At 58.6% G+C, this 13,451-nt stretch carries 14 protein-coding genes; 5 read left to right on the forward strand and 9 right to left on the reverse strand.

What is annotated here, in order from left to right; translation table 11 throughout:
• Positions 1 to 33 precede the first annotated feature (33 nt).
• The 3 genes from AC3WTM_RS20030 (at position 34) to AC3WTM_RS20040 (ending at position 3,311) form a co-directional block, all read left to right on the forward strand.
• On the forward strand, positions 34 to 876 hold the full coding sequence (locus AC3WTM_RS20030; RefSeq protein ID WP_102672526.1) for a DUF6502 family protein: 843 nt from the start codon (positions 34 to 36) through the stop codon (positions 874 to 876).
• Entirely contained in the window at positions 873 to 2,459 is a 1,587-nt protein-coding gene (locus AC3WTM_RS20035; RefSeq protein WP_102672527.1) for a DUF5666 domain-containing protein, read from the forward strand. Before AC3WTM_RS20030 ends, AC3WTM_RS20035 begins: the two co-directional genes overlap by 4 nt.
• A 102-nt stretch (positions 2,460 to 2,561) precedes the next feature.
• Positions 2,562 to 3,311: a hypothetical protein gene (locus tag AC3WTM_RS20040; RefSeq protein ID WP_102672528.1), complete on the forward strand. Its 750-nt coding sequence runs from the start codon at positions 2,562 to 2,564 to the stop codon at positions 3,309 to 3,311.
• Between the two features lie 93 nt (positions 3,312 to 3,404).
• Here AC3WTM_RS20040 and AC3WTM_RS20045 read toward each other — a convergent pair whose 3' ends face one another.
• The 3 genes from AC3WTM_RS20045 to AC3WTM_RS20055 form a co-directional block, all read right to left on the reverse strand.
• Positions 3,405 to 4,208, reverse strand: coding sequence for a 2OG-Fe(II) oxygenase (locus AC3WTM_RS20045; RefSeq protein WP_102672529.1), 804 nt, complete (start codon positions 4,206 to 4,208; stop codon positions 3,405 to 3,407).
• Between the two features lie 83 nt (positions 4,209 to 4,291).
• Positions 4,292 to 5,101 carry a glycosyltransferase gene (locus tag AC3WTM_RS20050; protein ID WP_057715370.1) on the reverse strand — a complete coding sequence of 270 codons (810 nt, stop codon included), beginning with the start codon at positions 5,099 to 5,101 and terminating at the stop codon, positions 4,292 to 4,294.
• Between the two features lie 332 nt (positions 5,102 to 5,433).
• Positions 5,434 to 5,919, reverse strand: a complete 486-nt coding sequence (locus AC3WTM_RS20055; protein ID WP_057715369.1) for an adenosine-specific kinase — start codon at positions 5,917 to 5,919, stop codon at positions 5,434 to 5,436.
• A gap of 359 nt (positions 5,920 to 6,278) precedes the next feature.
• On the opposite strand from AC3WTM_RS20055, the gene AC3WTM_RS20060 reads away from it, so the two are divergent.
• The gene (locus AC3WTM_RS20060; RefSeq protein WP_492587638.1) at positions 6,279 to 7,175 is read left to right on the forward strand and encodes a hypothetical protein; all 897 of its coding nucleotides are present in this window, start codon (positions 6,279 to 6,281) and stop codon (positions 7,173 to 7,175) included.
• 150 nt (positions 7,176 to 7,325) lie between these two features.
• Here AC3WTM_RS20060 and arsH read toward each other — a convergent pair whose 3' ends face one another.
• From arsH to AC3WTM_RS20080, 4 genes are read right to left on the reverse strand one after another with little or no spacing between them, the layout of a single operon-like run.
• Positions 7,326 to 8,021 (reverse strand): arsenical resistance protein ArsH, encoded by a 696-nt coding sequence (gene arsH, locus AC3WTM_RS20065; protein WP_102669998.1) that lies wholly within the window; start codon positions 8,019 to 8,021, stop codon positions 7,326 to 7,328.
• Between the two features lie 11 nt (positions 8,022 to 8,032).
• The gene (locus AC3WTM_RS20070) at positions 8,033 to 8,503 is read right to left on the reverse strand and encodes an arsenate reductase ArsC (RefSeq protein ID WP_102669999.1); all 471 of its coding nucleotides are present in this window, start codon (positions 8,501 to 8,503) and stop codon (positions 8,033 to 8,035) included.
• Positions 8,504 to 8,531: 28 nt separating this feature from the next.
• A complete protein-coding gene (locus tag AC3WTM_RS20075; protein ID WP_102670000.1) occupies positions 8,532 to 9,815 on the reverse strand; it encodes an arsenic transporter in 1,284 nt (427 codons plus the stop codon).
• A 23-nt stretch (positions 9,816 to 9,838) separates the two neighbouring features.
• A complete protein-coding gene (locus AC3WTM_RS20080; protein ID WP_090454848.1) occupies positions 9,839 to 10,186 on the reverse strand; it encodes a metalloregulator ArsR/SmtB family transcription factor in 348 nt (115 codons plus the stop codon).
• 158 nt (positions 10,187 to 10,344) lie between these two features.
• Between AC3WTM_RS20080 and AC3WTM_RS20085 the strand changes: the two genes are divergently transcribed.
• On the forward strand, positions 10,345 to 10,848 hold the full coding sequence (locus AC3WTM_RS20085) for a GNAT family N-acetyltransferase (RefSeq protein WP_102670001.1): 504 nt from the start codon (positions 10,345 to 10,347) through the stop codon (positions 10,846 to 10,848).
• A 42-nt stretch (positions 10,849 to 10,890) separates the two neighbouring features.
• Here AC3WTM_RS20085 and AC3WTM_RS20090 read toward each other — a convergent pair whose 3' ends face one another.
• Both AC3WTM_RS20090 and AC3WTM_RS20095 read right to left on the reverse strand, forming a co-directional pair.
• Positions 10,891 to 11,778: a DUF2950 domain-containing protein gene (locus AC3WTM_RS20090; RefSeq protein ID WP_102670002.1), complete on the reverse strand. Its 888-nt coding sequence runs from the start codon at positions 11,776 to 11,778 to the stop codon at positions 10,891 to 10,893.
• 26 nt (positions 11,779 to 11,804) lie between these two features.
• Positions 11,805 to 13,331 (reverse strand): DUF3300 domain-containing protein, encoded by a 1,527-nt coding sequence (locus tag AC3WTM_RS20095; RefSeq protein WP_102670003.1) that lies wholly within the window; start codon positions 13,329 to 13,331, stop codon positions 11,805 to 11,807.
• Between the last annotated feature and the right edge of the window lie 120 nt (positions 13,332 to 13,451).

A 13,451-nucleotide genomic window follows, 5' to 3' on the forward strand; every position in this document is an offset into this window, starting at 1 on the left:
TATACTGGGTTTATCTACCCAGGAATTCGCTGAATGCAATCGTCAACGCTGCCCACCTCGCTCCTTAAAGCCTTGCGACATGTCATGCGGCCGCTGGTGCGCCTGATGCTGCGCAAAGGTGTCACCTACCTGGTGTTTGCCGACCTGCTCAAGGAGGTTTTCGTCGAAGTGGCGGACCGTGAGTTCCGCCTGGGCGAGAAGGCACCGACCGATAGCCGCATCAGCCTGCTCACCGGCGTGCACCGCAAAGATGTACGCCGCTTGCGCAATGCCGGTGATCCGGCTGCTTCCACGCTTCCGGAAAACATCACGTTCGGTGCGCAATTGGTCAACGCCTGGGCCAGCGCGCCCTTCTGCAACGACGCCGGCCAGCCACTGCCGTTGCCTCGATTGGCCAGTGTCGGCGGCGACCGCTCCTTTGATGCCTTGGTGGCGAAGGTCAGCACGGATATCAGAGCGCGGGTGGTGTTGGACGAGTGGCTGCGCCTGGGGATCGTGCGCCTTGACGAACAAGAGCGCGTGCACCTTGAAGCCCAGGCCTTCGTGCCGCAAAAGGGCTTCGATGAGAAAGCGGCTTACCTGGGGCACAATCTGCACGATCATGCTTGCGCTGCGGTTCACAACCTGAGCAGCGAAACCCCGGCCTTTTTTGAACGCAGCGTCCACTATGACGCACTGGCTCCGATGAGCGTCGAGGCGTTACGTGAGGCCGTGGCCAGCGAGGGTATGCAGGCCCTGTTGAGCTTCAACCGACTCGCCGCCGAACTGGAGTTCCGGGACCTGCCCAGCCTTGAACCGCGCCAGCGCATCACAGTCGGCTTGTACTTCTACACTGAAGCTTCCGATCCCAATTCGCCAATAGCCCCTGAACTATGACTGTCAAATTGCGCCTGATTCGTGCAATCGCCCTCGTTCTGGGCCTCGGGCTTGCAAGTGTGTTGCAAGCCGCCCCAGCCTGTGTCAGCCAGAATGATGCGGGCACCAGCGAAGTGCCGGTCATTCAGGCACCTGGTGGCACCGGCGGCACGGGCGCAATACCTGGCGGCATGGGCGGTACCGGCATCGACACCGACAACGGCGGAATCGGTGGTACTGGAGCACCTCTGAAAAAGCGTCCTGGCGGCATTGGCGGCACCGGTGCCGTTGCAGGCGGAGTGGGTGGCACGGGTATCAGCAGCGATAATGGCGGAATCGGTGGCACCGGCATTGTCGGCACCATCACCGGGTTCGCCTCGATCTGCGTCAACGGTGTGGAAGTGCACTTCAACAAAAACGTTCCTGTCAGCGAGAACGGCATCGCCAGCTCCAGTGCCCGCCTGGCGGTAGGCCAAGTGGTTGCCGTGGAAGCGTTCAATTCCCGGCGCGGTCTGGAGGCCGGGCGCATTTCTATCCTGCACGCCTACGAAGGCCCTTTGACAGCTCTGCCGCGCGACTCCATGCCGATGCGCGTCATGGGGCAACCGGTACGCCTGGCCACTGGTGCTCAGGTCGCTGCCGGCCTGCGTCCGGGGGATCCGGTGCGGGTCAGCGGGCTGCGCGATGCTCGTGGCGAAGTGGTGGCCAGTCGCATCGACCGGGCGCCCGGTCTCAAGGAGGCCAGTGCTATCGGCCCAGTGGATCGCAGTGGTTATCTCCAGGGGCTCAAGCTCAGCAATCGCCCAGGTCCGGCGCAGGAGATGCTGGTGCGTGGCCATTGGTCCGGCCGCGAGCTGGACGTGAGCCAAAGCCGCCCCGACCCGAGCCTGCCGTTCATTGGCCGGGCACACAATGCGCTGATCGAGGGTCTGGTGCAGAGCCGGCAGGACCGCCATTTGGTGGTGGGCGGCATTAATGTGACGCTGGTGCGCGACACCGTGTTTGTCGGTGTGCAGGCTTCGGAGCTGGCGCCGGATCGACGGGTGCGGATCAACGGCGTGTTCACCGGTGCGCGGGAGGTGCAGGCAACGCGTATTGAATTGCCCCGCGATCGCTCCGATTCGCCAGCGAGCAACCGGCACGGACGACACGGCACCGGTGGGCAAGATACCGACGACTCAATTGGCTCGGGCAACTCGATCGACTCAAGTGGCTCCGACAACTCTGACAGCTCGGAGAGTTCAGGTCGCTCGGACGGTGACAGGAGCGGCCGCTCCGAGAGCGAGGGCCGCGTTGTCGACGATACTCGCCACGTGGGGAGCGACAGTCATGGCGGTGGCGACAAGATTGAACGCATGGACGTGGACAAGTCCGGCAAGTCAGAGCGAGTCGAGAGGGTCGAGCAATCCGGCAAAGTGGAGAGGGCAGAGAAGGTAGAGAAAGTCGAACGTCCGGAGAAAGTCGAGAAAGTTGATCGGCCAGAAAAGGTTGAGAAGATAGACAAAGTTGATCGGCCAGAAAAAGTTGAGAAGGTCGAAAAAGTTGAGAAGGTCGAAAAAGTCGAGCCGGTTGAAAAAGTCGATCGCTCCGGCAAGTCGGGTTAAGCAGTGCAGTCATGATGCACTTTCGTCATAAGTAACTAGGCTGGGTAAGTCACGCAACAAAACATGCGTGTGAACTTCGATGACGTCAGACACGAGGTGAACATGGATCCCAAGCGCATCCTGCTCATCGGTTGGCTTGCCAGCGTGGCCTTGCCGGCCTTGGCCGATACCTTTACGACCTCGATCGGAACCGACTACTCACGAGGCGACTATGGCACCGGTACGACTTCCGAAACATGGTACGTCCCGCTGGTGGGCAGATACGAAACCGGCCCCATGACCTACAAGCTCACCGTGCCCTGGCTACGCATCACCAATCCTTCGGTCGGCCCTGACGGCGAGCCGCTGCCCGGTGGCTGCGGCAAGGTGGAAAGCGGTCTGGGCGACACCGTTGCCGGTGCCGACTATGCCGTGCTGGACGGCAGCGTTGGCGGGCTGTTCGTGGACCTGATCGGCAAGGTCAAGTTGCCAACCGCCGACGAAGACGAGTGCCTGGGCACCGGCAAAACCGACTATTCCGCCCAGGTCGATGTCGCCAAAGCCTTCGGTCCTGTGACCGGGTTCGCGACCCTGGGCTGGAAAAAGTTCGGCGACCCGTCGGGCTCCGACTTCGACAACCCGATATTCGCCGGTCTGGGCTTTGCCATGCCCGTGTTCGTGCGCACCACGGCGGGCGTGTCCTACGACTGGCGGCAGAAGGTCGTTTCCACGGGTGACGAAATCAAGGAACTGACGCTCTTCCTCACGCACAAGCTCAATCAGGAATGGAAGTTTCAGTTGTATGCCGTCAAGGGCTTTTCCGACGCCAGCCCGGACGGCGAGGCCGGGCTGTTGCTCAGCCACGCTTTCTGATTCCTGGCCGTTGCCTGCCAGGTTACTTGCAGCGTTGATGCCGCTTCACCGTCTCGACAAAGGCCCTTGCCTCACCCCCGGGCGTTTTGCAGTTCAGTTTTTCTTCTTGATCAGTTTATTGATGTAGTACTTCAGGCTCAAACGATCCTTGGGCCTTGGCTTGTAGTGGGTTTTGTTTCTTTGTGCCGGATCGATCACCATGGTTCCCGCGGTGTAGTAATAAAGCGCGATAGACCTGCGGGTGATGTGTTCCGGAGTCGTTAAAGGCTCTGGGTGCCCATGATTGCTGTCCTTGTCTGTGTTGAAAATGACACAGCGATTGTAAATTGGCAGGACTTTTTTAAGGCATGTTTTCATGCCGACATCCCAAAGCTCAAGATTGCCGCCGTATTCCTCTTGCCAGTCTTCATTCAGATAAATGATGATATTCAGTCTGCGTTCAAGATTAAGCTTTTTGTTGAGTCGGAAGTCCGAGTGCACCCCTAGGAAACCACCGCTTTTCGTTTCGTGCAGGCCGCCACCGGTAAAGTAGGGGTCGGGTATCAAACCTTCGATGCCTGTGAGCTTCTCAAGAAACTGCAACATGGGGGCCGAGTTGAACGCGTTGAAAACTGTCTTCAAATAGGGGTCGCATTCGTTGGGACTGATTTGACGTTTCCGTTGACCTTTATAGCCGCGCTCGTAGAGCATTTCGTTGTTGGTTGGCTCGACCGGGAAATGCGAGCAGATGCTCGCAATCAGGTCTTCGTGCAAGAAGTTGTCGATGACTATGTGCGGAAATGGCGTAGCCTGAACATAGCTGTCGGTCAATGAGGCACCAAAGGCGCTGGCGGCATTTTGGTCGAAATCAAGCTCCGGGGACAGGGTGATAGGTAGTGCCTGAGTGATGGGTGCCATTACCGCTCCAATGACCTGATATAAAAACCTGTGGGTGACTTCATGCAGCGTTGAATGCACTGCTTGTTGCGTCTATTCGCAACTCAATTTGTTCTGTCGTCCTTGTTCAAACGCTTAAGGATGTTGTTGTACATTTTGGTTCGTCTATGATTTTTAGCATAGCCGCCAACCGCTGCTACAGTGCCGGACTGAATGTGATCCAGATAGCTGAAAATTTTACGCGGTGATAGCATTTCAACGACATAACCCAGTTCGGTCATGCGGTCCTGAAGCGTATAGCCTGGCACGCGATCATCCATCGAAAAGTGCATGTTGTGCTGCTTTACAAGTTTGCAGTTCCACAATGTGCAGAAACTTTTCAAGTAGACTTCTTTGTACGGCTTTGGTTCTCTGGAACGCAATCCCATGGAGATTTTCAGGCGTCTGAAGTGATGCTTGAAAAGTCGTGAGCTATAGCGCCAGACAGTTCTTGCGGTGCCGCGGTTAATTTGCTCGACACAACCGACGGCCACGACTTTTGGGTTCTTCAAGCATTTATTCAGCATCATCGGAAAAACATTCTTGTCGAAAACAAATGTATCAGTGTGCATCAGGAATAAATAATCGGTGTCAATTCGCTCGAGAACCAGGTCAAGTGCCTTGCCATGGGCAATATGGCCCGCTTCTGGTTCAGAAACAGAGCGTTCAATCAAATTGATCCAGTCAAGCGTTCGTAAGTACTCAGTGCTCTCATCGGCAGAATAGTTGTCAACCACCCATACCGGGACGCTGTTGCTGCCAAAATGCTGGTGTAATAAGTCCAGGCATATCTTGGTGATTTCAGGTGTTTTGTAATTTACTATAACTACGCTGAAGGTTTTGGAGTTTTCAGTTAGTAAATCAGGGTTGTTCATCGTTCAGGTGCTCAATGTTATTCTATTTAATTGTATGGATTAACTTGTATACAATTTTTTCTTGTTTGCCGCGCAAAATCTTGCATGGCCATAGAGCACAGTTTGTTAAGTCGCTTTGTCATGCATAATAACCACGGGCTGCTCAGACCCGATGGAGAGCGGTAGAAGCGGACTTCATCGTATAAGGATCTGCTCTGCAGGTAAACATTTTGACTTGATTCGTTACATCAGGAGGCTGGTCGGGCCAGCATCCCGGGACGGTGTGAACTGCTCTTGCGCAAGGCATTCAGGCAATTTGTTACGACATGTGGTGTGCCAGCACGTTCTGCAATTCACTGCTTGTAGCCAATCTGCCGCAACAGGTTCTTGCGCCACAGGATGTCTTCATCGCCTTCGATGTCATTGGCACAAAAGCCATCCACTACGCCAAGGATCGCTCGTCCTTGCTGCGTCTCAGCGAGAATCACTTCGGTTGGATTGGCTGTTGCACAAAAAATACGGCATACCTCTGGAACCATTTTGATGGTGTTCAACACGTTCAGCGGATAGAAACCGTCGCCCAGGAAAATGATGAAACTATGGCCGGCGGCGATGGCTTTCGCATTTTTCTGTGCAAGTTCAATCATTGAGCTATCGGTGCCAGACCATCGCACCAGGCATTGACCAGAGGCTTCACAAAAGGCCACGCCAAACTGGATACCTGGCACGGTATTGACCAGCGCTTCGTGGATGTCTTCGACGGACTTGATGAAGTGCGTCTGGCCCAGAATGAAGTTCGTCGCATCCGGCTTTTCGATTTTCAACGTGATGAGTTGCATCTCAAACGCCTCCTTTCACGATGTTGCCAGGAGAGCCTGGCCACAAATCAAGCATAGCTACTCATTGGTTATTGCTGCGTCCTCTGTCTGTTTTTGGCCAATTGCTCAACGCGTGCCTTGGACCTGATATGTGGTCGTTGACACTTGGGCTGAGGGTACTAATCTAAGGTGTGTGGGAATATTTCCCACGCATAGATACCAGCTGGCTTTGAGGGACCGTACGGATACCGCAGTGGCTCGCTATTGCTGCAGATTGATGGCCGTGCCGGTTGGCGGGCCGCTCCAATGGGCGGCCGTGAACTCACTGGACATTGCGTTCGATACGGAGGTGACAACGCAACTCCAATCGGAGGTGCATCATGCTGCTCAAGAAATGTTTGTTGGCTCTGGCAATAGGCGGGGTCCTGTCTGCATCGACTGTCCTGGTGCCCGATTACATCAGTAGTTTCTCCAGCGTGTATGCCAAAGATGGCGGCAGCGGCGGCGGCGGCGGTGGTGGTAGCGGCGGAGGCGGTGGCGGTCACGGCGGTGGCGGCGGTTCCGGAGGCGGTGGTCACGGTGGTGGCGGTGGCTCCGGAGGCGGCGGTCACGGTGGCGACGGCGGCGGAGGCGGCCACGGTGGAGGCTCCGGAGGCGGTGGTCACGGTGGTCACGGCGGAGGAGAGGGTGGCGATCATGGTGGTGACGGCCACGACGGTGACGGTCGTGGAGGCCCGGGGCGCGGCGACGCTGACCATGGTGGTATAGCCGGGAACAAAGGCCCGGGCAATGCGCATGACAACGCCAAAGACAATGATAACGATGCCGCAGATGCTGCCAGGGATGCAGCCAGGGCTGATGCCAATGCTGCCCGCGACACTGCTCGGGCTGATGCAGATGCAGCCCGGGATGCGGCAAAAGCGACTGCGGATGCCGCCCGTGACGCCGCCAGGGCTGAGGCGGATGCAGCCCGGGATGCCGCAAGAGCTGCTGGCGTATCGCGCGCAGAAGCGGATGCAGCCAGAGACGCTGCCCGGGCCGCTGCGGATGCAGCCAGGGACGCTGCCAAGGCCGAGGCAGATGCAGCCAGAGATGCTGCCCGGGCTACCGCGGATGCAGCCAGGGACGCAGCCAAGGCTGAGGCGAACGCAGCCAGAGAGGCTGCCAAAGCTGAGGCAAGGGCGGTCAGAGAGGATGTAGCGGATGCACCGGATGCACCGGATGCACCGGATGCGCCAGACGCGCCGGATTTCGACACGGTTGAGGTGCAAAACTAGGCCTGCATGTTCGGCGTTGAACACGGCAGGCATACCGTAGAAAACGTCCCGGGAGTTTGAAGGACGTATCGGCAACGAGTCGCAAGCCCCGAAGCATCGTGGGGTTTGCGACAGGTTTCGGCTATCGAGCCAAAGCAAGCATTTCTACAGTCAGATCGCCCGCTGATTCACGCGCTGACTCAGTTCCTGCGCGGACTCTTTGCGCTCCGAGTAGCGGTCAACCAGATCGGGGCGATCCCGCAGCAGCAGGGTAAATTTCACCAGTTCCTCCATGACGTCCACCACCCTGTCATACAACGACGAGGGTTTCATGCGATTGGTGTCGTCAAACTCCAGAAAAGCCTTTGGCACGGAGGATTGATTGGGGATGGTGAACATGCGCATCCAGCGCCCCAGCACACGAAGCTGATTCACCACATTGAAGGACTGGGAACCGCCGCAGACTTGCATGACCGCGAGGGTTTTCCCTTGGGTTGGGCGAACCGCCCCCAACGCCAACGGCACCCAGTCGATTTGCGCCTTGAACACCGCAGACATGGAGCCGTGGCGCTCCGGCGAGCACCAGACCTGTCCTTCGGACCATTGCATCAGTTCGAGCAACTCCTGGACTTTCGGGTGATCGGAGGGCGCGTCGTCCGGTAGCGGCAGGCCTGACGGGTTGAAGATCCGTGTCTCGGCGCCAAAGTGTTCGAGTAACCGGGCTGCTTCCTCGACCAGCAGGCGACTGAACGACCGCGCACGAGTCGAACCGTATAGCAACAGGATGCGCGGTTTGTGCTGGTCGTCGCGCCCACTGTCGATGGGCTGGGTCAGTGATGTGTCGAGATTGGGCAGGGGATGGGTCATGGGGGCTCCGGTCATAGCGTGCCGATGCGGTCGAGTTCTCGCTTCAGCGCATCGCGGTCGAGTTGTGCAAAAGGCAGGTCGAGGAATGCCCGGCAGCGAGTTTCGATGCGCGCCAGGGTCGAGTGGAACGCCGCCGATACCGTCGCTTCATCCCCCTTTATGTCCGATGGGTCTTCCAGGCCCCAATGAGCTTTCAACGCCGGCCCGAAGTACACGGGGCACGTCTCACCAGCGGCCTTGTCGCAGACCGTGATGACGATGTCCGGCGGGTTGGCTTCGAAAGCCTCATTGCCTTTGCTGCTCAAGCCGTCGATGGCGATGCCGGCTTCTTGCAACGTGCTCAGGCTGCGGGGCAGCACCTGTCCCTTGGGGAAGCTGCCGGCACTGATCGCCTCAAAACCTTGCGGGGCGAGATGGTTGAACATGGCTTCGGACAGGATGCTGCGACAGCTATTGGCGGTACACATAAACAGAACGCGCATGGTGATTCCTCTTTGCAGTCGCACAGGGCTAAACGCTCAGGCGCAGGGCCAGGGCAGACAAGGTGATGAACAGAATCGGCAGCGTCAGTACCACGCCGACCTTGAAGTAGTAACCCCAGGTTATGCGGATGCCTTTGCGCTCCAGCACATGCAGCCAGAGCAAGGTGGCAAGACTGCCGATGGGGGTGATTTTGGGGCCGAGATCAGAGCCGATGACATTGGCGTAGATCATGGCTTCACGCACTACACCGGTGGCGTCACTGGCCTGAATCGACAGGGCACCCACCAGCACCGTGGGCATGTTGTTCATGGCCGATGACAGCAACGCCGTGAGCAGGCCAGTGCCTAGCGCGGCACCCCAGATGCCGAATTCGGCCATGTGGTTCAGCGCCATGGTCATGTAGGTAGTCAGTCCGGCGTTTTTCAGCCCGTACACCACCAGGTACATGCCCAGCGAAAAGATCACGACCTGCCAGGGCGCCTCGCGCAGTACCCTTCGCGTTGAAATCACATGCCCACGCGCAGCCACGGCGAACAGCATCGCGGCACAGACCGCCGAGATGGCGCTGATGGGAATGCCCAAGGGTTCCAGGGCAAACAGCCCGATCAGCAGCAGAACCAGGACAATCCAGCCGACACGGAAGGTCAGGGGATCACGCACGGCGCGTCGCGGGTCCATCACGTCATCGAGAGAGTAGTGCCTGGGGATGTCACGCCGGAAAAACCAGTACAGCACTACGAGCGTGGTCGCCACGGCAACGAAATTGACCGGCACCATGATGGCGGCGTACGCGCTGAAGCCCAGGTCGAAGTAGTCGGCCGAAACGATGTTGACGAGGTTGGACACCACCAGGGGCAGGCTCGCCGTGTCGGCAATGAAACCGGCCGCCATGACGAATGCCAGGGTAGACGCTGGCGAAAAACGCAGTGCGAGCAGTATTGAAACAACGATGGGGGTCAGGATCAGGGCTGCACCGTCGTTGGCAAACAGCGCGGATACGCCGGCCCCCAGCAGAATCGTGAAGACGAACAGGCGCCGCCCGTCACCCTTGGCCCAGCGCGCCACATGCAATGCCGCCCACTGGAAAAACCCGGCCTCATCGAGCAGCAGGCTGATGATGATGAGCGAGATGAAGGTCGCGGTGGCGTTCCAGACAATGGCCCACACCAGTGGAATATCGTCCAGCGTCACGACGCCTGCCAGCAGGGCCAGGATGGCTCCCAGGGAGGCGCTCCAACCGACGCCCAGGCCCTTGGGTTGCCAGATGACCAACACCATGGTGAGCAGGAAAATGATAAACGCAGTAAACATGCGGAGTCTCGATGAATGAAGGGTCAGCAGCAGGCGGAAGTGTTGAGTGGACGGTCGCCCATCGCGGCAAGGCGAGTGCTGTCGTCTGCAAGCCAGTCGGCGTTTGCCAGCAACGTTGTCTCGAGAACGTCGCGAACCCACGCGGGCAGATCGGGATTGAGCCGGTAATACACCCACTGCCCCTGGCGGCGGTCGAGAAGCAGGCCGCAGCCGCGAAGCTGGGCAAGGTGGCGGGAAATTTTGGGCTGACTGTCGTCCAGGGCGCAGACCAGCTCACACACGCATAACTCGCCTTCACGAGTGATGAGCAAAGTGGCCCGGGCGCGGGTTTCGTCGGACAGACATTTGAATACGGCGGCAGGATTGAGCATTGGCGTGGCTCGATACATATGGTTATTCGAATATACGATTTTCCATATGTATTGTGCAAGCCGCTCGGGCTCGCGAAGGGAAGGCTCGGCCCGACCAGGTTGTTCAGGTATGAGATAGACTCGAGCCCATTCGGCACAAGGCACAGGAGAGGCGGTGAATGGAATCATTAAGCGTACGCGAGCTGAAAATGACTGACGCTCAAGCGTTGCTGGCTTTCGAAATCCAGAACCGTGAATGGTTCGAATCCCATATCGATGCGCGCGACCCTGCTTTTTACTCGTTGCAGGGTGTCGCCGATCATATCGAAAGCTATTTGTCCGATTTCGCCATCGGCGCCTGGCACCCCTTTGTCATCGAGGATTCCAGTCAGAGAATCGTCGGTCGAGCCAATCTGAAAAGCATCGACTCATCGACGGGTTCTGCCGAAGTCGGCTATCGGATCGATCAACGCGTGTGCGGGCAGGGGCTGGCAACACTGGCGCTGAGGCACCTGATCCAGGAGGCCCGGATACGCTGGGGACTTGCGCAACTGGTTGCGTATGCCTTCAGGGAGAACGCCGGCTCCAGAAAAGTCCTGGATCGGTGCGGATTCAAGCTTGAGCAACCCTCCTGCAACGACAACACGGGGGGCGAAGATCGATTCGTCCTGTCGATCAGATAACTCCGTTCAACCATTCTGAAGGCTTGTAGCAGGTCACGCCTGCTACTCCTGATCTTCAGGTACCTCTTTCCAGCTGTCATCCGGATCAAAGCGCTTCATCGCCAGCGCCAGTTTTTCACCTTCGGGGCCCAGGTCTTTTTCGAATACCTGTCCTTCATGACTGATCATGAAACTCATCACGCCGGTGTCGTTGTACTTTGCCGGCCAGGCGATCAGTGCAAAGCCGCGGCTCATCTTGTCACCGATGAGGTAGCTGTAGGCGCCACCCGGTGCCGAAGGACCCTGGCCATGAAGGATGCGGAAGCGATAGCCATGCCACTCTTCGTCGGCAATGGCTTTGCCGAACGAGGGCCCCAACGGGCTGATCTGGCCGCTGTCGTCTTCATCCCAATAGAGTCCGTCGTGCATGCCGGGGGTGCTGAAGATTTTCTGCGCATACTCGAGAGCGCCATCATCGTCCCGATCCACTGACGCATAGTCCATCTGGGCATCGTGATAGGCCAGCACCGATTGCACCGCGGCAAGTTCATTGCGGCCGATTTGACGTGCACGGATCTCTGCACTGCCGGCCTTCATGTCGAAGCGCCAACCGTTCTCGTTCTTTGTAAGAGGGATAGGCAGTGTCCAGTTCTCACTGCCGACCGCCAGGACAGCCTTGCGCTCACTGGTGTTTTCAAAGTGGTGTTGCTCGCGGTACTGCTGCAAGAACGCATCCACATCTTTGCGCTGCACGCCTTCGCGGGGGATGTAATTGTGCCAGTCATTGCCCAGCAGTTCGGTCAGGCGTGCCTGGTCGGCGTGTTCCGTGCCCAGTGCTTCGACAAAGGCTTCCGCAGCCTTTTCCGGGGTTGGAAAGGCCTGCTGTGCCGTCGCCATGCACGACCACAACAAGCCGGCGGCTATAACCAGGACATGAGGGAGCAAGCCCATGAGTCCCTTCAATCGAGGATGGTTTTTCAACGACGGCCCCCCCTTTGACGCGCTGGTGGATTGGACGGCCGGCTGACCTGGTGGCCAGCTGATCGCGAAGCACTGGGGCGTTTGGCGGAAGCCTGGCTGGCCCGGCCACGATTGGCCTGGACGTTGGCCTGGGACGGTGAGCGTGCGCCGGCGAACGCATTGTTGCGGGCACTGCCGGCGGGCCGTTTATTCGTCGCTTGCCGCGTCTGCGCAGAGCCCTCTCTGCGCTGATTCAACTGGGCGCTCTGGTTCCTGGGTTGCTGGGTCTCTCTCCTGGGCTGCTGATTCTCCCGGGTGTTCCTGGCCGTGCCCTGGCTTCTGTCCGCCGCCTTCGGCCTGTCTGCACCGGCCTGTAACCGGTTGCCGCCAGAGGCTGCGGACTGGAGTTTGCGTGTTTGATCACGGGCTTCGCGGTTGCTGGTGGCAGGTCGTTCGATACCGTGCCTGTCCATTGAGGTGCGGGCACTTTCACGGGCCTGGGCGCGTTGGGCATTGTCCCCGCGATAGGCCTCACGCTGATTGGCACCGTTGAGTTGGCGTCCGTACTGTGCGCGGCTCGCATTGTCTCGATAGGGCACGCCATTACGGTGCACCGGGTTGTGTTGCCATTTGTTGTTGGTGATCCGGTTGTTGGCATTGATGTTGTTGTAGCGATTGACGTCGATGTCGATGTCGTTATTGCCCCAGTCACATTCACCCCACAACGATCCAATGATCGCCACTCCGGCACCAAACGCGAGTCCGGCCATCAGGGCCTGACCAGGGTAATAGGCCGGTGGCGGTGGATAGTACGCGGGCGGCGACGCCGGGTAGGGCCAGGTGCCGTAGGTGGTGGTTGGGTTATAGGTGGGGACGTACACCACCTGCGGATCGGCAGGCTGAATGATGATGGTGGAGTTGCTGGCGGGGGCCGATTCAGGGGCTGGAGCCGGTGCCGCAGTCGTGGTCGCCGGTGCCGGTGCCGCAACATTCTGGATCGTCACATTCTGATATTGGTTGCTCTGCAGATTGCCCGCTGCCTGTGCCTGGCGCCGCAAGCGTTGCGCGCTTTCCATGACATCGTCGGGCTGCGCCAGGAAGGCATCACCCAGGCGCTGGACCCAGACGGGATCCTGTCCCAGCAATGCCAGCACCTGCGGGAAGGCGACCAGTGCCTGCACGCTCGGATCCCAGGGCTGGTTCGCCACCTGTTTGACTGCGTCGTCACCTTTGGCGTCCGGGTGCGCTTTGGACCAGTTGACCGCCTCGCCGACTTCCCCGGGATAGGTGGTGGCCATCAGCACCTGTGCAAACAGTGGGTCCGGGTAAAGCGCAATGGGCGCCAGCATCTGATCCAGTTGTTCCTGGGTGAATACCGGATCCTTGGTCGCTGGGGCGACGGGTGCTGCATTGGCTGTGCTTGCTGCGGCGGGTGCCGGAACCGGGGCAGGTGCTGCAGCGATCCCCTCCGTACCCAGTGCCAGGCAGGACGATCCGCTCAAGAACAGTACAGCCGACAACGCGTAAAGTAATGGATTGTGCATTACACCCCCCGTGGGGTCAGGCAGGCTTGAAATGAGTGGATCAATCCCTGGCAGGTGAAGCCGACTTTGCAAGCCACAGAGCCTGGCCTCGACACCGCTTCCTAATGGTAGCAGTTGATT

It is taken from the genome of Pseudomonas sp. EU05-FHT14B02, assembly GCF_058791055.1.